General features: G+C 63.1%; 12 protein-coding genes. 2 read left to right on the top strand and 10 right to left on the bottom strand.

Features of this window, described 5'->3' with window-relative positions; all coding sequences use genetic code 11:
* Positions 1 to 169: 169 nt before the first annotated feature.
* From wecB to glf, 7 genes are all read right to left on the bottom strand, one after another.
* The gene (wecB, locus tag AB0305_RS16425) at positions 170 to 1327 is read right to left on the bottom strand and encodes a UDP-N-acetylglucosamine 2-epimerase (non-hydrolyzing) (protein ID WP_290255667.1); all 1158 of its coding nucleotides are present in this window, start codon (positions 1325 to 1327) and stop codon (positions 170 to 172) included.
* Positions 1324 to 2415 carry an NAD-dependent epimerase/dehydratase family protein gene (locus AB0305_RS16420; protein ID WP_364132831.1) on the bottom strand — a complete coding sequence of 364 codons (1092 nt, stop codon included), beginning with the start codon at positions 2413 to 2415 and terminating at the stop codon, positions 1324 to 1326. Before AB0305_RS16420 ends, wecB begins: the two co-directional genes overlap by 4 nt.
* Before the next feature lie 26 nt (positions 2416 to 2441).
* Positions 2442 to 4424 carry a DUF6541 family protein gene (locus tag AB0305_RS16415; protein ID WP_364132834.1) on the bottom strand — a complete coding sequence of 661 codons (1983 nt, stop codon included), beginning with the start codon at positions 4422 to 4424 and terminating at the stop codon, positions 2442 to 2444.
* Positions 4425 to 4679: 255 nt separating this feature from the next.
* The gene (locus AB0305_RS16410) at positions 4680 to 5405 is read right to left on the bottom strand and encodes an ABC transporter ATP-binding protein (protein WP_364132836.1); all 726 of its coding nucleotides are present in this window, start codon (positions 5403 to 5405) and stop codon (positions 4680 to 4682) included.
* Positions 5406 to 6287 (bottom strand): ABC transporter permease, encoded by an 882-nt coding sequence (locus tag AB0305_RS16405; protein WP_290255670.1) that lies wholly within the window; start codon positions 6285 to 6287, stop codon positions 5406 to 5408.
* Positions 6284 to 8305, bottom strand: coding sequence for a glycosyltransferase (locus AB0305_RS16400; RefSeq protein WP_364132840.1), 2022 nt, complete (start codon positions 8303 to 8305; stop codon positions 6284 to 6286). Before AB0305_RS16400 ends, AB0305_RS16405 begins: the two co-directional genes overlap by 4 nt.
* Positions 8302 to 9489, bottom strand: coding sequence for a UDP-galactopyranose mutase (gene glf, locus AB0305_RS16395; protein ID WP_290255672.1), 1188 nt, complete (start codon positions 9487 to 9489; stop codon positions 8302 to 8304). The genes AB0305_RS16400 and glf overlap by 4 nt, the downstream gene beginning before the upstream one ends.
* A gap of 211 nt (positions 9490 to 9700) precedes the next feature.
* On the opposite strand from glf, the gene AB0305_RS16390 reads away from it, so the two are divergent.
* Complete coding sequence (locus tag AB0305_RS16390) at positions 9701 to 13972, top strand: FtsK/SpoIIIE domain-containing protein (RefSeq protein ID WP_364132843.1); 4272 nt, start codon at positions 9701 to 9703, stop codon at positions 13970 to 13972.
* Between the two features lie 55 nt (positions 13973 to 14027).
* Here the strand turns inward: AB0305_RS16390 and AB0305_RS16385 are convergent, their stop codons facing one another.
* Positions 14028 to 14408 (bottom strand): hypothetical protein, encoded by a 381-nt coding sequence (locus tag AB0305_RS16385; protein ID WP_290256457.1) that lies wholly within the window; start codon positions 14406 to 14408, stop codon positions 14028 to 14030.
* A gap of 341 nt (positions 14409 to 14749) precedes the next feature.
* On the opposite strand from AB0305_RS16385, the gene AB0305_RS16380 reads away from it, so the two are divergent.
* A complete protein-coding gene (locus tag AB0305_RS16380; RefSeq protein ID WP_003804966.1) occupies positions 14750 to 14998 on the top strand; it encodes a WhiB family transcriptional regulator in 249 nt (82 codons plus the stop codon).
* Positions 14999 to 15086: 88 nt separating this feature from the next.
* On the opposite strand, the gene AB0305_RS16375 is transcribed toward AB0305_RS16380, so the two are convergent.
* Both AB0305_RS16375 and AB0305_RS16370 read right to left on the bottom strand, forming a co-directional pair.
* Positions 15087 to 16556 carry a sensor histidine kinase gene (locus AB0305_RS16375; protein WP_290255677.1) on the bottom strand — a complete coding sequence of 490 codons (1470 nt, stop codon included), beginning with the start codon at positions 16554 to 16556 and terminating at the stop codon, positions 15087 to 15089.
* 36 nt (positions 16557 to 16592) lie between these two features.
* On the bottom strand, positions 16593 to 18538 hold a 1946-nt coding region (locus tag AB0305_RS16370), incomplete at its 5' end, for an NAD-glutamate dehydrogenase domain-containing protein (RefSeq protein ID WP_366173412.1).

Raw genomic sequence — 18538 nt, 5'->3', positions numbered from 1 at the left:
GGGACCGAAGTAACCTACTAGTCTCCAACAGCCGGGTCCGCCCCGTCCCAATAACAGCAAACGCCCCGCCGGATTATCCAGCGGGGCGTCTGTGTTCGCGACGAAAGTCTTCGACGAGCCGATCAGACTGCGGCTTGGCGAACCATGACGCAGTCGTCCTCAGCGATGGTCAGCGGTTCCTGTCAATGTTGACGAAAATTCCCGTCCGCTGGTGGTGCGTGTGGGCAGTCGACCGAATGAAGTTCACCGTCCGGCGCGACGTATCGCTGATCTGGTAATCAGCGGGAACGACCGGCGGTCCATCGTTCTGGAACTGATCCAAGACAATCTCAATTGCGTCCACGATCGCATCAGCGGTGACACCCGTCGTGATGATGGCCGCAGTGTCGAGCGATTCAGGCCGCTCAATAGCGTCCCTCAGCGTGACGGCGGGGAAGCCGAGCAGTGAGGATTCTTCGCTGATGGTCCCGCTGTCGGAGAGGACCAGCTTTGCTTCCTGCTGGAGCTTCACGTAGTCGTTGAAGCCGAACGGGGGGTGGAAGCGCAGTCCCTCCTTCAGCTCTTCCGGCTGGCTTTCGAGCCTTTTGCGAGTACGCGGGTGGGTCGACACCAGGACCGGAACTTCGTACCGGCGGCTGAGCGTCTGGAGGGCTTTAAGGATCTCTGCCAGACGTTCCGGGCTGTCCACATTCTCTTCGCGGTGAACGCTCACCATGAAGTAGCCGCCTGAGGTGAGGTTCTGCTTCTCAAGAACGTCGCTGCTGGAAATGGCGTCGGCATTACCCTGCAGCACCTCCTTCATCGGAGAACCTGTCAGGAGGATCCTTGAGGGGTGGAGCCCTTCCGCCAGGAGATTGCGGCGGGCGTGTTCGGTGTAGACGAGGTTGTAATCTGCTACGTGATCGACCAGGCGGCGGTTGGTCTCCTCCGGCACGTTCTCATCGAAGCAACGGTTCCCTGCTTCCATGTGGTAGACGGGGATTCTCATACGCTTGGCCATGAGGGCAGAGATGCAACTGTTGGTGTCACCCAAAACAACCATGGCGTCAGGTTTTTCGGCCAGCAGCACTTCCTCGGTCTTGGCCAGTATCGAACCCAATACCGCGCCGAGGGACGACGTGTCGGCTTCAAGGAAGTGGTCGGGCTTCCTCAGCCCGAGGTCCTCGAAAAAAACCTCATTGAGTTCATAATCGTAATTCTGCCCCGTGTGGACCAGCACATGGTCGGTGCTGCGATCAAGCCGTCGGATCGTAGCCGCCAAGCGGATGATCTCGGGTCGTGTTCCTACTATGGTCAGTACTTTTAGCCTGCGGCCAGCGTCGGTCATACTTCCTCCGGGAAGGTGTCGGGAGAGGCTGGGTCAAATATTTCATTGATCCAGAACATGGTATAAAGCTTATCCGATCCAACATTGGTGATGTTATGGGACCACATTGTCGGCATATCGATAGCAACTGGATTTTCACCGGTCACAGGGAACGTCAGAACCTCATTAGAGAACATTTTTCGCATGGCGATTTCGGCGGTACCTGAAAGAACGGTAAATCGCTCGATTTTACGCCGGTGGTAGTGCTGCCCCCGCGTCACGCCTGGCTCCGTGGTAGAGAAAGAGGCCTGCCCCTCCCCGCCAGCGCTGCGGATGACTTCAAAAAAGGCACCTCGGGCGTCTTCCTTCCGATTCAGCATGATGGGAAGCCGCTCGCCGACCAAAAATGACCTATAGGTATTAAACAGATCACGTTCAAATGTATTTGCAATATCCGGAATAGTGCCGTCCGTGTACGAATGGGCCATGGACCCTATCAGTTCCGCAACTTCGCTCACTTTCCTGACTGTTGCCAAATTGTGGGCATCGTCGGGCGCATGAATTCCGAGCAGAACTTCTGCAGCCGTTTGCACGTGCAAAAGCCGCAGTTCTTTATCGTCCTTCACCTCCAGAGGCTTGCCTTCCGAAGCGAGCTGGCAGAAGGTTGCGACGACCGAGTTGTAGAAGGGCTTCCCGTGCTCACCGAAGAGATTCGGAAGCTTTACGTCGACGAAAGTCGCGCCGGCATCTTCGGCTGCCTTCCTAAGAATCCGGCCGGCTTCTTGCTTTCCCTGACCGTAGGGACTCTGGTTGCCAGCCTGGATGGAGTTGGCGTAGACCACCGTGGCTGGAACCGATGTCGCCTCGCCCAGTGCCTTGGCGAGTTGCTGGGCGAATCTCGCGTTGCCCTCTCGGACTGCGTCGTCGTCACCGCGGTTGACGCCTGCTATGTGGACAAGGGTTGTAGCCCTCTCCATGAGCCCTGTAGCCGAGCCGATGTCGAACTTGTCTCCGAGAGGCAGAGGCTCCGTCGTCCTGTCCAGGCTATGCGCAAGGACACGGGTGTGCCATCCGAGGAAGCCGTTGCTTCCGGTTAGGGCGATTGTCATGCCGACACTCCTACCACGTTGATGTGTCACTGCCCGCAGGCAGTCAACTTATAGATTTTTGCTTGACCTTGGGAGTCAACAAGACTCGCTACTCCGGAGGCCACCAGGTTATCCAGCCCACGGAACCCGTTGTCTCCCCCGTGGACCTCTTGATGGCCGAAGTCGAGTACGTAGCCAACGTGCAACTTCTGAACGATTGGACAGATCGTCGGATCTGTTTTTGCCGTGTTGAGGCGCGTGAATAGCTCCACGGCTCCCGAGGGAAGTTCGCTTAGCATGTGGAGTTGAACCAGTTTCCTCCCGGTGAATGCATAAGCCAGAGCGCTGCCATTCCAAGGGTTACCTACCAGGACGGCGTCTTGGGGTACCTCGGCGGGTAGTCGATTCATGAGGGTCATTTCGTCCGAAGAGACAAGCGGAGAATCGTTGGCCAGTCGGTAACCGGCCGCTGCCGAGTTCGTTGCTTCACGGACGTTGGCCTGCTGAGTTGCGAGCGTCAACAGACAGATGACCGCCACTGCACCCACGGCCGCTAGAGGCTTAGAGGCCGCCAGCGGAGTCTTACGGCGGCTCCTAGAGGCCAGCCCACGAAGCTGGGGCTCCAGCCAACGGTCCCACCCTCGCACCGCGCCAACGACAGCGAAGGGCAGGAGCACCATCGGCAACAGCGAGGCCAACCGGGGAGGGTCGTTGTACCAGACGCCAGTGAAAAATGTCCGAAGGCTACCGAACGGAAATGACGCCACGATCACGAACAACGACGCGATCACCACGAACATGCCAATGAGCCAGTACTGCTGGCGTCGTCGAATTACTGAGATAAGCCCCGCAACCGCCAGCAACGCCACCGCCCATGACACTGACCGACCGATAGCCGAACTTGTCAGCACCTCGCCGATCGCGCGTCCGGTAGTTTCAATGGGGGGCCAAAAGGCGGCAACCTCAGGAGGTCGTATGGCCTTCCAGAGGACAACGACGGCGCCCAGGCCGAGCAGCAGCAGTAGTGCCATTCCACCAAGGCGGAGAGCTACATGCTGCGAGCGGCGTCGAATAGCGACAACTCCCCTGAACCATAAGATCAGGAGAGGGGGCAGCAACATGGCCAGGAGTGCCATCGTGCTGCTCGGGTGGGCCAAGGTGAGGCCGGGAAGCACCGCGGCGAAGAGGAGCCATGAGACGGCCGCCGACCCAGAACGCGACCAGCCCAGTCCCAGGGCTTGAATTCCCAATGCTACGGCTATCGGTAGAAGGGCGTTCCCTAGGAAGTTCGGGTAAAGGACCCCGAAGTCCAAGAGCAGGAGCGGAAAAGCGCCGAAAGCTGCAGAGAGAATTCCCGCCGCGACGCTAACGGCTACGCGTTCACCGAGGACCTTGTGCGCGAGGAGAATGCACCCGAGAGGCCAAACGATTGAACCGACAATCAAATTGATGACGTTCACTGAAACAGGGATCGATGCACCTGTGGTGACGGCAATCAAAGCTACGAGATCGTGCCAGGCCGCGGGGTAGAAGCCTCCGCCGGTCATGCCGCTAACGGTGATCGATGAACCGGAGCCTGTATCAAGGATGTAACGCACGGCGTTGAGGTGGAAGACATTGTCGAAGGTCTGCGAAAAAGCTTCCGGGCGACCGAAGGCGACGACGAGACGACGTGATATGAGGAATGCCGCTGCAACCAAGGCCAGCGTGTGTCCCCCCACATTCAGCCACTTGATCGGGGTTTGGGTTCGGGGACGTTCAGCCGCCCCAGCTGGAGAGAGCAGTTTCGTAGCCACCCACGCGATAGCGGCAACTATCAGTGCGAATATCCCAACCGGGACAATCGACCACCGCATGTTGATCAAGGGAGCGATCAACGCAGCTACCGCAACAATTGAGACTGTAATGGCCGGCGCGACAGCCAGCAGTGCGATCCCCCGTAGCCTACTGACCCAGCCCACGCAGAGTCCCGGTACAAACAGCACCCCGATCCCCAGGCAAAGATGCGGGACTATCGACCACCATGACACGAAATTCCTCCATAAATTGTCTGGCGCGGGCGAGAAATGGATCGCCGTCGCACCTCCCGAATACTACGTGACTGAGTCCGAACGGTTTCCGCTCCGCCCTGGCAGAGGCCAAAGCGTTTTTGAGGTGACTGTCACCATGCAGGAAGTCGTTCTCAGTCTGGTCAAGCCTCTCCCCTGTCCAAGGGCGGCGGCCGGCAAAGCACACGTCCTGACAACGTCGCACTTCGTCCCCTCAGGTCCCTGAGGTCTTAGCAACTACGAACGCAGCAGGGCCACGGCCTCTTCGATTGGACCGTCGAACATGAGCTTCCCATGCTCGAGGACGACTCCACGCTCACAAATTCGGGAGACCAGATCGAGATCGTGACTAACGACAACCAGGGTTTTTCCGTCGCGGGCGAGTTCCTGGATTTTGCCGATGCACTTTCGCTGAAAAGGTTCATCGCCGACGGCGAGAATCTCATCGATAAGGAAGACCTCGGGATCGGTATGTACAGCCACGGAGAAGGCGAGGCGCAGGTACATGCCGGACGAGTAGAACTTGACCTCGGTATCGATGAACTGGCCGATCTCAGAGAATTCGACGATGTCGTCGAACCGGTCCTTGACCTGCTCCTCGGTCATGCCGAGGATAGCCCCGTTGAGGAAGACGTTGTCCCTGCCCGACAGATCGGGGTGGAAGCCGGCGCCAACCTCAATCAGGCCAGCAACGCGCCCCCGGGTCTTGACCGTGCCCGAGTCGGGCAGCATGACTCCCGAGATGTGCTTCAACAGGGTCGACTTTCCCGAGCCGTTCAGACCCAGCAACGCCACTGTTTCGCCCGCCTGGACTTCCACGGACACGTTCTTCAACGCATGGAACTTTTCGGAAAGGTCGCCTTTCCGCCCCTTCGCCAACCACACCACCGCCTCCTTCAGAGACCTCGTGTGGCGTAGTACGAACTGTTTGCTGATGTTAGATACTTCGATCGCCGTGACCACTCAAAGCTCCTGTGCGAAACGGCCCTCAAGGCGCCGAAAGGTGAATTGACCCAACGCAACGATGACTACCGCAACGACGAGGCCAACCGGCAGCCACAGGCCGAAAAGATTCGGGGGCATCGCTGCCGAACCGTCCGTCGTCGGAAACCAGAACGCGTAGTGGAAAAGCTCCACCCCTATGGTGATTGGGTTCGCTTGATAGATGGCGAAAGCGGTGCTTCCAAGCTTTTGCTCGACCATGGACCACGCGTACATGACCGGGGACGCCCAGGTTGCAACCATCAGTAGCATGTCGACGAGGTTCTCTGAGTCGCGGAAGTAAACATTGGCCGCACCGAAAAGCAGACCCAGCCCAGTCGCCAGCATTCCCACAATGATGAACCCGGCCAGCGCAGCAAGAAGCTGGATCAGATTCGGGTGCCATCCCGCAAAGACGCACCCCACTACGAGGACTACGAGTTGAGGGAAGAAGTGAACTGCCGAGACCCACACGGATGCCACCGGGAACAGCTCGCGTGGAAGGTAGATTTTCTTGATCAAATTGCCATTCATCACGATGGACCGTGCTGCGTTGCCCAGCGCTTCTGAGAAGAAGTTGATTAGTACGATGCCGGAAAACAGGTAGACGGCGTAGTTGGCCAATCCCTCCGGATTTCTGGCACTCCGCTCCAATCCGAGGAAGATACCCAAGGCTACATAAAATACGACGAACTGGACGCCCGGCTTCACATAAGACCAGAGGAGGCCTAGGACAGAGCCTCGGTACCGAACCTTGAGTTCTTTCCGCACCAACAGCTTGAGCAGGAAGCCGGACTGCTTGATATCACGCAGTCCGCCGCCTAATCCTGGGGTCGTCAACTCCCCGGTAGAAATTACGCTCACTTGATCTCATTCTGGGTGTGCTGCTCGAACGTTTTCCGCCACGACTCGATCGACGTCAGCTCATTCATGGAGGCCTTGTACTTCTGGCTCAGGGCCCCCCATTCCCGGAGCAGGGCCGCGTGAAGACGACCGCTCTCGGTGAGCATCGTGCGCAGCTGCTTGGGGTCGCGGCGGTACCAGGAGGCACCAGTTCCCTCTGCATTGGTCACGACCGCACTGTCATACTGGGCCATGCGCCACCAGCGGTTGTCTTGGTGGGCTATCGTCGTCTGCGGACGTTCGGAACTGGTACCCGTGACGGGCTTCACCAGCTGCCGGGCGATTGTTTTGGCGGCCCAGGGCAAGAGGGTGATCCGGGAGGGCTGCGAGGGGCCGTGGCCGCGCCGCGGCGGCTTGTCCATCTTCGGTGCCGGGAAGTCCTCGGGATTGGGGCGGAAGACGGCGTCAGAGTGACCGGACATCATGGAGCGGATCTCGGGAAGCTTGGTGGACAGCAGGTCCGGCAAGGCATCCGGGCCCTTCAATACGTCCTGGAGCGCCCACTGCCTACCTTGTGCGGTCGCGTACTGCATCGACACCATGTGCTTTACGTCGCCGAACTGCGACGCCCGGACGACGTCGCCACCGAACTCGTAGGGGCTATGAAGCAGCGCCGCAACGACCCGGTTCCGTGCGTGGAAGTACGCCTGCCAGCCAACGAGGTCATCCTTGTCGATCCAGGACACGTGCCAAACTGCAGAGCCTGGGAGCGAAACCGTGGGGTATCCGTGCGCCTTCGCCCGCAGCCCGTATTCGGCGTCATCCCACTTGATAAACAGGGGAAGTGAGAGCCCGATTTCCTTGATGACCTGCGTGGGAATCAGGCACATCCACCACCCGTTGTAGTCGACGTCGCAACGGCGGTGTAGCCAGGACGTCTGGCGCAGGTTCGACGAGAGGAAGTCATGACCCAGGATCATGTCCTCGCTGGGGAGGGCCGGCTGGAACCGGTAAGGATTCACGACCTCACCGAACGTATGCAGAACCGTCCGGTTGTACAGGTCGAACATGTGCCCGCCAACGAGCGTCGGCGTCTTGCACCGGTCGGCGAAGGTCAGGAGCCGGACAATGCTTTCGGGTTCGACAACGACGTCGTCGTCCATAAGCAGAACATAGTCACTGCCATTTTCGACGGCCTCAAACATCCCTCGGGCAAATCCGCCGGAGCCGCCCAGGTTGGACTGGTTAATGATGCGGAGCTTGCCGCCCAGGGACTCCTTGATGGCTTCGAAACCCTGCGCATCCGAGAGTTTCTGCGTACCCTGATCGACAATCAGGATTTCCTGCACGTGTGCGAGGGCCTCGGAACTGTCGGCCAACAGACGCAGGTTGTTCAGGCAGAAATCCGTCTTGTTCAGGGTGGTGATCTGCAGCGTTACCGAACCGGGCGTCTTCTCGACCCGGGTGCCTTGCCATTCTGCATCGATCATCACGAGGGGCTCGGTTCCAGCCAGCAGATCGAACCAGTACCATCCACCGTCTCCGAAAGGAGCCAGTGACAGTTCAAAGTGGCTCTCCGAGTTTCCCTCTACACGGCGGGTATCCACGCGCTGGAGAGAACCTCTAGCGTTCGACTTATAAACGATGACAGAACCAGTCCCCTGGGTCCGAACCTGCAGGCGCACCTTTTCGACGGTGGTCCACCGACGCCAGTAACTGGCCGGGAAAGCGTTGAAGTACGTGCCGAAGGAGACTCGCTCACCCGAGCGGACGGAAGTGGAATGCCGGGAAAGGAAGTCTTCGACGTGAGCTTCCTTTGTGGGGCTGCTGATGGTTCGCGGCTTGGCCGCCTTGCCGTCTCCATCGCCGATCGTCGGGAGCTGGATTCCGGTGGCAGTGCCCATGTCCATGTACAGGGGCGCTGTGTCCATCTGGCTTGCGCTGGGCAAAATGACGCGCTGGAGAACGCTCCACTGCGCGGCCACGTCCTCCGTTACCGCGTTGGCCTCTTCCTTGTGGTTCGCCGTAGACATGCTCATGCGTCTACTCCTCCGCTTTCAATCGTGGCGCCGGCTTCGAAGTGCGGGCGGATCTTGTTCTCGAACATCGTCAGGGCCGAACCGATGGCCATGTGCATGTCCAGGTACTTGTAGGTGCCAAGGCGCCCACCGAAGAGGACGTCCTTCTCGGCGGCGGCGAGGTCGCGGTACCTCAACAGCCGTTCGCGGTCGGTGGGGGTGTTGATCGGGTAGTACGGCTCGTCGCCCTTCTCGGCCGCACGGGAGAACTCGCGCATGACGACGGTCTTTTCCGTCTGGTAGTCGCGTTCCGGGTGGAAGTGGCGCGGCTCAATGATGCGGGTGTAGGGGACGTCGTCGTCGTTGTAGTTGACTACAGAGGTGCCCTGGAAGTCGCCGACGTCGAGGACCTCTTCCTCGAAGTCGATGGTGCGCCAGGAGAGATCGCCTTCGGCGTAGTCGAAGTAACGGTCCACCGGGCCGGTGTAGACGACCGGAATGTTCCCGACGACCTTGTTCTTGGAGTATTCGTGCGATTCGTCGAAGAAGTCCGTGTTCAGCCGGACTTCTATGTTCGGGTGCTCTGCCATCTTCTCGATCCATGCGGTGTACCCGTTGGTCGGAAGGCCCTCGTACTTGTCATTGAAGTACCGGTTGTCGTAGTTGTACCGCACCGGAAGCCGGGAAATGATGCCCGCGGGCAGGTCCTTGGGGTCCGTCTGCCACTGCTTGCCTGTGTAGTGCTTGATGAACGCCTCGTACAGCGGGCGGCCGATCAGCTGGATCCCCTTGTCGTTGAGGTTCTGCGGATCGGTGCCCGCGAGCTCGCCGGCCTGTTCCTTGATCAGATCCTGGGCCTGGCCCGGGGTCATGTTTGCACGGAAGAACTGGTTGATCGTCGCCAGGTTAATCGGCAGGGAGTAAACCTCGCCCTTGTGGACGCCGTAGACCTTGTGCACGTAATTAGTGAACGTCGTGAACCGGTTCACGTACTCCCACACACGATCGTTGGAGGTGTGGAAGAGGTGGGCACCGTAGCGGTGAACTTCGATTCCGGTCTGCTCCTCCTTTTCGCTGTAGGCATTGCCGCCGATGTGATGGCGGCGGTCGATGACGACGACCTTCAAGCCCAGCTCAGAGGCGGCCTGTTCTGCGATTGTCAGGCCGAAAAAGCCCGACCCTACGATGACGAGGTCAGCGGTCACAAAATCTCCTGGTTTGAATGCGGGCAGCACAGCGTTAGGCAATGTCTGCTGCTCTAGCGTACCCGAGTCAGGCCCTGAAACTGCGTCCGAGCACCGCGACGGGGGCCTCCGCAGTGACCCTGGGTTGTCCACATTCCGCTTGTTCGCCCGCCCCGCGCTGTCGACAAACCCTACTCTGGATCGCGGAGGAAGGAGCGAAAGAATCCTTGCGATGATCTTGCAGTGCACCCTGGCGGGCGGGCCGCGGTCGGCGATCCTTTCGCCGGTTGAACTGACCGTCGAACTGCCCGATGGCTGTGCGGGCAGCCGGCTCGAAGAGGCCCTCAGGAGGAAGTTCGCGACGTCGCTCCTGCGGGTGGCCGGGGTGCCCTTATCCGACTTGTCGGCGGGAACTCCCCCGCTGGTCAACGGCGCGGTGTTTGTCGACGGACTGATGCCTTCGGCTGAAAACTCGCTTCCCGCCAGCGCCGAGCCGACGCTGACACTGGCCGTCCTCGGCGGCCCTCTAGCGGGAACGCTCCTGCCCCTGCGACGCGGCAGCTATCGTCTGGGAAGAAGCGGCGTCGACCTCGTCATTCCGGATCCGGGGCTCTCCCGCGAGCACGCGAGGCTTGAGATCACGCCTGCGTCCGCCACTCTTGAGGATCTTGGAAGCGCTAACGGTACGTGGGTAGACGGCCGGAGAATATCGAAGGTTCCGCTCATCACAGGCGCGGAGATCCGGTGCGGTAACTCGGTTTTGGGCCTGTTCGGCGGCACACCCGGCGATCAGCCTGTTGTAAACGACGAAGCCGGCGCAGATACCTCCGCGCCCCTTCCGCTCCCGGCTCCGCCCTCCACGGGTCACATCCCCACGCTCCTCATAACGTCGTTACTCCCCCTGCTCGCCGGAATTATCCTGACCCTCGTCACCGGGACCTGGATGTTCCTTGCCTTCACCGCCTTCTCCGCCCTGCCGGTGCTGGTCTCGGTCTTCGGCGGACGACGGCGCCGCCGGCAGTGGCGCTCCGAAGTCGCCGCCGCGGCACTGGCGGATGCTGACCGACGACGCCGGGCCGCGCCGTCAGTTGCCGCCCTGGTGACCGCCTCCGCAGCTGCGCGCCACGGCGTTCCCTGGGAACCGGCCGGCGATAGCATCCATGTAGCAGGGGGTCTTCCCGATCGCGCGGCTGCTGTAACTCCGGTGTGGCTGCGGCTTGGAGTGGCCGAGCAACCGGCTAACGTGCGGCCGACGTGGGACACCGGCAGTTTCCGTCCTCCCGACAACGGAAGGTTGCCTGTCACCCTCGATCCCGGCATCGAGACCGTACTGTCGGGGCCAACTCAGGCCATAGAAGGCTTGCTGCGCTCCTTCGTCATTCAACTCGCCTCCTATCCCCGCGCCGCTCTAACTTCGGTATACCTCATCGGCCCACCCGGGAAGCTTCTTCTCAGCGCGCGGTTCCTGCCGAGGATCTTCGCGACCGCCGCGGAAGGCGACGCCGTCGCCGCACTAAGACGGACTCTTTCATCGGCTGCCGGTCCTCCCGGTGTCGTCATATGCCTGCCCGGCTACCCCGCCTCGGAGGCGTTGCGGGTGGAGACTCAGCGGTTGGGCTGGCAACTCATCTCCTGGTGCCAGGACGGTCCCACCGGGGCACGGACGGGACAAGCGGTGAGCCTCAGGGCCACGGGCGGCCGACTGACCACGGCCTCGGGGTTGACAGAGTTCGTGCCCGACCTCGTCCCGGATACTGTCTTCGATAGTTTCTGTCGTCGCCGGGGTGGTCAGCCGGGCGTGCCCCCAGCGTCGGGCGGCATCCCTGCACGGTGGGAGCTGCAGGAGACGCTGACGCTCACCAGGGATTCGGTGAAGGCTCGTTGGGCCGCCACGTCACTGCCTACGCCGCCACGGATGCGGCTTTCCGTGCCGGTGGGCCGAGGTGCCACCGGTGCAGTGTTCATTGATTTACAGCGTGATGGGCCACATCTGCTCGTTGCCGGGACGACTGGATCCGGTAAGTCGGAGTTCCTCCGGACACTCGTGCTCGCTCTGTCAGCCTCGCACTCGCCGAGCGAGGTCACCTTCCTCCTCATCGACTTCAAGGGAGGCTCGGGATTAGGCCCACTGGCCGAGCTGCCTCATTGTGTCGGTGTCCTGACCGATCTGGACGGCCACGAAATTGACCGCGCACTTGTCTCGCTCCGTGCGGAGGTACGTCGCCGCGAACAACTTCTAGCCCGGGCGGACGTTCCCGATCTCGCCAGCTACAGGCTCGGCGGAGACAGGCCGACAACACTCCCCCGTCTCATTCTCGTGGTCGACGAATTCCGAGTGCTGGTCGATGAAGCACCGGCCGCGCTCTCCGAACTCATGCGCCTGGCCGCCATCGGGCGTTCCCTGGGCATCCACCTCGTCATGGCCACCCAGCGTCCCCAGGGAGCGCTCAACGCGGACATCCGCGCCAACGTCACCAGTTCTGTCGTCCTGCGGGTCCAGTCGGAGGCCGAGTCGCTGGACGTCATGAATGCGAAGCTGGCCGCCGCTATCCCCACCGACAGTCCCGGCCGGGCCTACCTCATTCGGGGCAACGCGGCGCCCGAAGAGTTCCAGACAGCCACCCTCGCCGGAACGGAGCGCGATAGCGGGGCGGGGCACGTCACCGTGATGACCGCCGAAGAGTTCCTTACCAATCCCCCGCTGCCCGCAGCACGTGGCAGCGAAGCACTGATCGATTCGGCGGACGCTGCAGCATCTTTCATCGAACTGGCGCGCACATTGTGGCTGGACGACGGCGGCGAACTTCCGCACCGGCCCATCGCGCCACCCCTACCGACAAACGTCCCCTTCCCGGGTCCGGCGTCCCCCATTCGCTCCTCTGGTGATCCGGGCCCGGTACGGCGGCCCGGCTTCCGTTTGGGAATCGTCGACCTGCCGGAGCACCAGAGTCAGAGCACCGTGGGATGGTCGCCTCCTGATGACGGGCATCTGGCCTTGCTTGGCGGACCTACCCACGGGCGGGGCACGCTCTCCGCAGGCCTGAAGCTGCTGCTTGCCCAGTGGGCTGCGGATGCAATCATGCCCGCATACATCCTCGACGCCGACGGAACTCTGGCGAGCGCGGCCAGCCACCCGCTGGCGGGAGCAGTCGTGGGACCCGGGGAATCGCGGCGCGCCGCGCGGCTCCTGGCCAGGTTGAGCGAGGAGATGGCACGCCGGCTCGCTGCATCGTCCGCTCCGACCGCGGCGTTGTTGCTGGTCGTCCACGGCTGGGGAACCTGGGTTTCTGCGTTTCGTTCCGGCCCTTATGCCTGGGCCGAGGACCTGTTTCAGGACCTGATCCGGGGCGGTCCCGGAGCAGGGATCACCGTCATCGTCACAGGGGACCGGGAACTGGTGACAGCGAGGTTCTTCGCGTCTCTGCCCAACCGGATCTACTTCCCTGCCACCGCGACCCTGGAGAGCCGCCTCATGTGGCCGGCCGTGCCGAAGGTTCGGGCTATCGCTGGCCGGGTCATCGCGTCCGGGCCATTCGCGGCGGGCTGCCGTCCCGACGCCGGCCGGAGCTCCCCAGTCGTCCCGCCATCGAAGGATCGAGACGACGGGGTTGGGATGGGACAGACGCGCTACCCGGGATCGACCGGAAGCGAATACGACGACGGTCCGGACAACGAAGCCTCAGACGCCGACACGTTCCGGGTGGCGCAACTCTTCGAGCCGCCGCCGTGGGCCGGGCCGGCGATGACCGGTGACCTCGTCGGCACAGAAGCACGGCTGGCCCTTTCCTTTCGGGTGGAGGCACTCCCAGACCGGGTCACGGTGCGGGATGTGGCTTCCCGCCTCCTCGCGAGCGCGGCAGACGGAGGCCGGGCGGGGAGAAAAGGCCGGGACGATGGCCGATTCTGGATCGGCCTCGCAGGCGACGAACCCGGGCCCTCGGGCATCGAACTCCCGGCCTCAGGTGTCGCCGCCGTGTTGGGAGCACCTGGGACAGGCAAGAGCACGCTCCTGGAATCCCTCGTCGCCCTGAACCCCTTGATGAGCTGGTTGAAGCCGGATAAGGAAACACCCCAGGAGTACTGGACGGAGATCCATCGGAGAGCCGACGCGGGAACATTAGACCGGAATGCAGTGGCGCTCGCCGACGACCTCGACCTCTCCACCTCGGAGGTCAACAACGCACTGCGCGACCTTAACGGCCGGGGTTGGCGGGTGATCTTCACCGCAGGCTACGGCCCCCTTGTGCAGCAGCGGGTGCCACTGGCAATGCAGGCTCGCCTTTACGGCAAGGGCGTCCTGCTTCGGCCCCGCAGCCTGATGGACGGCGACCTCTTCGGGGTACGGTTCGACCCCGAGTCGCATCAGCCCGCCGGACGGGCGGTCCTCATCGGCGATGGTACGGCGACGTGGGTTCAGCTCGCCGTTCCGGAGCCATCAGCGCTGTCCAGGAAAGATGCCAAAGGAAATGCCCCCGAGGTAACGCCGGAGGAGAGGCAGGGATGAAGCCCGGATCAGGCGAACGGGGATGACGCCCCCGCGACGAACCCCGGAGTGGTGCCTACAGCGCCGGCGGGGACCCAGCAACCCGAGAGGCATAGGCGATGACGCGCTTGTCGAACAACAGCACGATCGCGACGGCGGCCGGCACCAGCATCGCAAGCCCGGCCAGCGGGTACCCGCCCGTCAGCGTGGGGAACCCGATCGTGAGCGCAAACAGCTGGGCCACCAGCGCGCCCGCGCGCGGCCAACGGTAGCCGCGGAACAGGAAGTGGCCCACCGCGAACAGCCAGGCCGAGAAGGCCAGCAACAAGCCGAGGGTGAAGACCGCACCCCAGAAGGAAAGCACCGGCGCTCCGGTCAGCAACTGCAGCGCATACCAGCCGGCCGCCACCAAGAGGGCCACTGCCTCGAGGGCAGCAACGGCCGAAATCACGGCGATGCCGGCGGGACGGGAAGGCCGGGCCGGGTCCGGTGCGCCGGCGGGCGAACCGCCAGTGTTGTCGGGCTCAACCGGCTCCTGGGGATTCTCTGCGGGTCTTGACACACTGGCACCATACCCGACATAGTCAAAACCACTTGGGGGACCGCCGATGCATGTGATGCATCGCTCACGAATCGGCGGCATATGGACCGCTAAAACCCCTTGTTTACGCAGCGTTAACATGACACGCTTAATCCAGATGACCGAGGGGGCCCACTGGGCCCCTTTCTTATGAAGCCTCTAGTGAATAATTTCACAAGACGCCGAACGAATTCCCAGGAATGGAGTTACTGATCAGCATGGATTGGCGTAACCGCGCAGCGTGCCTCGACAAGGACCCGGAGCTGTTCTTCCCGGTAGGAAACACCGGACCTGCCCTCCTGCAGATTGAGGAAGCCAAGAGCGTCTGCCGCCGCTGCCCGGTCGTGGACACCTGCCTGCAGTGGGCCTTGGAGTCCGGCCAGGACGCCGGCGTCTGGGGCGGCATGAGCGAGGACGAGCGCCGGGCCCTCAAGCGCCGCGCCGCCCGCGCCCGCCGCGCCTCCTAGCTTGCCGGCCGGGCTCCCCCGGCACACAAAAGCACAACGGAAGCCCCGGACCATTCGGTCCGGGGCTTCCGTCGTTGTCAGCTGAGAATCACCGCGAAGCCAGGCTTAGGACCACCTGCACGGCGGTGCCCCCGCCCTCGCGCGGTTTCCACTGGATGCTGCCGCCCAGCTCGGACGTCACGAGGGTACGGACAATCTGCAGTCCCAGCCCCTCGGTGTAGGACCCGGCAGGCAGCCCGACGCCGTCGTCCGCCACCGTCACGGTCAGCAGCTCATCGCCGTCCTCGCTCTCCGAGCGGTCCGCGAGCAGCCACACCGTGCCGGCCCGGCCCTCGAGCCCGTGCTCGACGGCGTTGGTGACCAGTTCGTTGATGACCAGGGCCAGCGGGGTCGCGAAGTCGCTCGGCAGCTCGCCGAACATGCCGGAGCGCTGGGTGCTCACCTGCTGGGACGGCGATGCGACCTCGGCCGATAGACGGAACTGCCGGCCGATGAGCTCGTCGAAGTCCACGCTCTGGGTCAGGCCCTGCGACAGCGTCTCATGCACCAGGGCGATCGTGGCCACCCGTCGCATCGCCTGTTCCAGGCCCTGCTTGGCCTCGTCACTGACCATTCGGCGCGACTGCATCCGCAGCAGCGCCGCCACGGTCTGAAGGTTGTTCTTCACCCGGTGGTGGATCTCGCGGATGGTGGCGTCCTTGGTGACGAGCTCCATCTCCCGCCGGCGAAGCTCTGAGACGTCGCGGCAGAGCACCAAGGCGCCGAACCGCTGCTGCTCATCCCGCAGCGGGATCGCACGCAGGGACAGGCTGACACCCCGGGATTCGATCTCGCTCCGCCACGGCATCCGGCCGGTGACCACGAGCGGTAGCGTCTCGTCCACCATCCGACGATCTTTGAGCAGCCCGGCGGTGACCTCGGCCAGGGAACGTCCCTCCAGGGATTCCCCGTCGCCGAGCCGGCGGAACGCCGAGACCCCGTTGGGGCTGGCGTACTGCACGATCCCCTCGGCATCCAGCCGGATCAGGCCGTCGCCGACTCGCGGCGCACCGCGCCGGGATCCGGTTGGCGAGGCGAAGTCCGGCCAGAGGCCGAGCGTGCCCATCCGCAGCAGGTCGTAGGCGCACTGCCGGTAGGTCAACTCAAGCCGGGACGGCATCCGCGAGCTGGACAAGTCCATGTGCGAGGTGACCACCGCGAGCGTCCGGCCGTTGCGCACCATCGGCACGGCCTCCACCCGCATCGCCATGTCGCTGCTCCAGTTGGTCTCATTGGAACGCTCAATGACGCGGCTTTCCCAGGCCTTGTCGACCAGGCGTTTCAGGTCCGAGCGGATGCCCTCCCCCACGAAGTCGGTATGGAACACCGTGTGCGAGGTGGAGGGCCGCACGTGCGCCAGCGCCACGTACCCCAGTTCGGGGTGTGGGAACCACAGCGCCAGGTCGGCGAAGGCCAGGTCGGCGACCATCTGCCAGTCCCCCACGAGCAGATGAAGCCACTCGGCGTCCCCCGGCCCGAAATCAGCGTGTTCCCTGATGGGGTCGGTAAAGATTGCCACAGCACCTCCATTTGCGACGCGGGGACCGGCAGGATCCTAGCGTCGAACGATTGACCTCAAGAGCCTCAATGCTACCGACAGCGACGCCATGTCATCGGCCTCGAGCGCGTTGACCTCGTCAAACATGCTCTTGGCCCGCTCGAGTTGCTCGACGTTCTTGCTCTCCCACGCCACCAGGCGTTCCTCAGCCGGCATCTCGGCCGGCGTCGCCTCAAGGACAGCGGTCGTCATGTCCGACACCGTCGAGTAGAGGTCGTCGCGGAGGGCCGCACGGGCCAGCGCCTGCCACCGGTCCCTGCGCGGGAGCTTGGTGATCCGCTCGAGCAGGGAGTCCGCGTGGAACCGGTCGAAGACCGTGTAGTACACATGCGCGATGTTCTCCACCGGTTCCGGGCTGGCGTGAACGATCTTGGCGATGTCCAGCAGCACAAAGCTCTCGAACAGCTCCGCCCAGCGGTGGGCCAGGTCCTCCGGAAGCTCCCAGCCGCGGGCCTTCTCCAGCCACTGCTGCACCCGCTCGCGGTCACCGCCGCGCAGGTACTCCAGCAGCCGGGCACGCATCGGATCCAGCAGCGGCTTGAAGTCGGCGACGATCTCCTCGATCGGCCGCGCAGCATTGCCCTGGCTGAGGACCCAGCGCACGGCCCGGTCCAGGAGCCGGCGGATGTCCAGGTGAACGGTGCTCCAGTGTTCGGTCGGGAACGACGCCGGCAGTTCGTTAAGCTCGCCGACCATGACGTCGAGTTCGTAGACCTCGCGCAGTGCGACGAAGGCCTTGGCGACCGCTGCTTCCGTGGCCGAGGTTTCCTCCATGGCCCGGAACGCAAAGGTGATGCCGCCCATGTTGATCATGTCATTGGCGACGACGGTCGCGATGATCTCCCGGCGCAGCGGGTGGGTGTCCAGCTCGGCGTCGAACCGTTCGCGCAGCTGCTTCGGGAAGTAGGAACGCAGCGTCCGGCGGAACCACGGGTCCTCGGCGAGGTTGCTCTCCCGCAGTGCCGTGGCGAGCTCGATCTTGGCGTAGGCGGCCAGCACGGAAAGTTCCGGGGAGGTCAGGCCCTGGCCCTGGTCCAGGCGTTCGCGGAGCGTGGCGGTGGTGGGCAGGGCCTCCAGGTCACGCTTCAGGTCCGCCGACTTCTCCAGCCAGTCCATCAGCCGCTCGTAGCTGGGGCTCCATTCGGCCACGCGCATCCGGTCGTTGAGCAGCAGGATGTTCTGGTCGATGTTGTCCTCGAGCACCAGGCGGCCGACCTCGTCGGTCATCGAGCCGAGGAACTCGGCCCGCTCTTCCGGGTCGAGCTTGCCCGCGGCCACCATCCGGTCGACGAAGATCTTGATGTTGACCTCGTGGTCGGAGCAGTCAACGCCTGCGGAGTTGTCGATCGCATCGGTGTTCAGGATGACGCCCTGCAGGGCCGCCTCGATCCGGCCGCGCTGGGTCATGCCCAGGTTGCCGCCCTCGCCGACCACCTTCACGCGCAGCTCTCGGCCGTCGACCCGGATGGAGTCGTTGGCCTTGTCGCCGACTTCGGCGTTGGTTTCGGTGCTGGCCTTGACGTAGGTGCCGATGCCGCCGTTGTAGAGCAGGTCGGCGGGCGCCAGCAGGATGGCCCGGAGCAGTTCCGGCGGGCTGAGCCGGGTGGTGCCCTCCGGCAACCCCAGGGCCGCGCGGACCTGCGGGGAGACGGGGATGGACTTGGCCTGGCGCGGGTAGACCCCGCCGCCCTCGCTGATCAGCGACTTGTTGTAGTCGTCCCACGAGGAGCGGGGCAGGTCGAAGAGCCGCTGCCGTTCCTCGAAGGATGATGTCTCGTTGGGGTTCGGGTCGAGGAAGATGTGCCGGTGGTCGAACGCGGCGAGCAGCCGAATATGCTTGGAGAGCAGCATGCCGTTGCCGAAGACGTCGCCGGACATGTCGCCGACGCCGACGACGGTGAACGGCTCGGACTGGGTGTCGAGGACTCCTGTCCGAGCCCGCC

The sequence above is a fragment of the Arthrobacter sp. NPDC080086 genome, assembly GCF_040702285.1.
The sequence above is the reverse complement of the archived record's forward strand: the minus strand, read 5'-3'. Positions and strand labels throughout refer to the sequence as shown.

Coding starts and splice junctions, on each gene's coding strand:
- wecB (WP_290255667.1), bottom strand. CDS start 1,327: ATGACCGACGCTGGCCGCAGGCTAAAAGTACTGACCATAGTAGGAACA.
- AB0305_RS16420 (WP_364132831.1), bottom strand. CDS start 2,415: ATGACAATCGCCCTAACCGGAAGCAACGGCTTCCTCGGATGGCACACC.
- AB0305_RS16400 (WP_364132840.1), bottom strand. CDS start 8,305: ATGAGCATGTCTACGGCGAACCACAAGGAAGAGGCCAACGCGGTAACG.
- AB0305_RS16390 (WP_364132843.1), top strand. CDS start 9,701: ATGATCTTGCAGTGCACCCTGGCGGGCGGGCCGCGGTCGGCGATCCTT.
- AB0305_RS16380 (WP_003804966.1), top strand. CDS start 14,750: ATGGATTGGCGTAACCGCGCAGCGTGCCTCGACAAGGACCCGGAGCTG.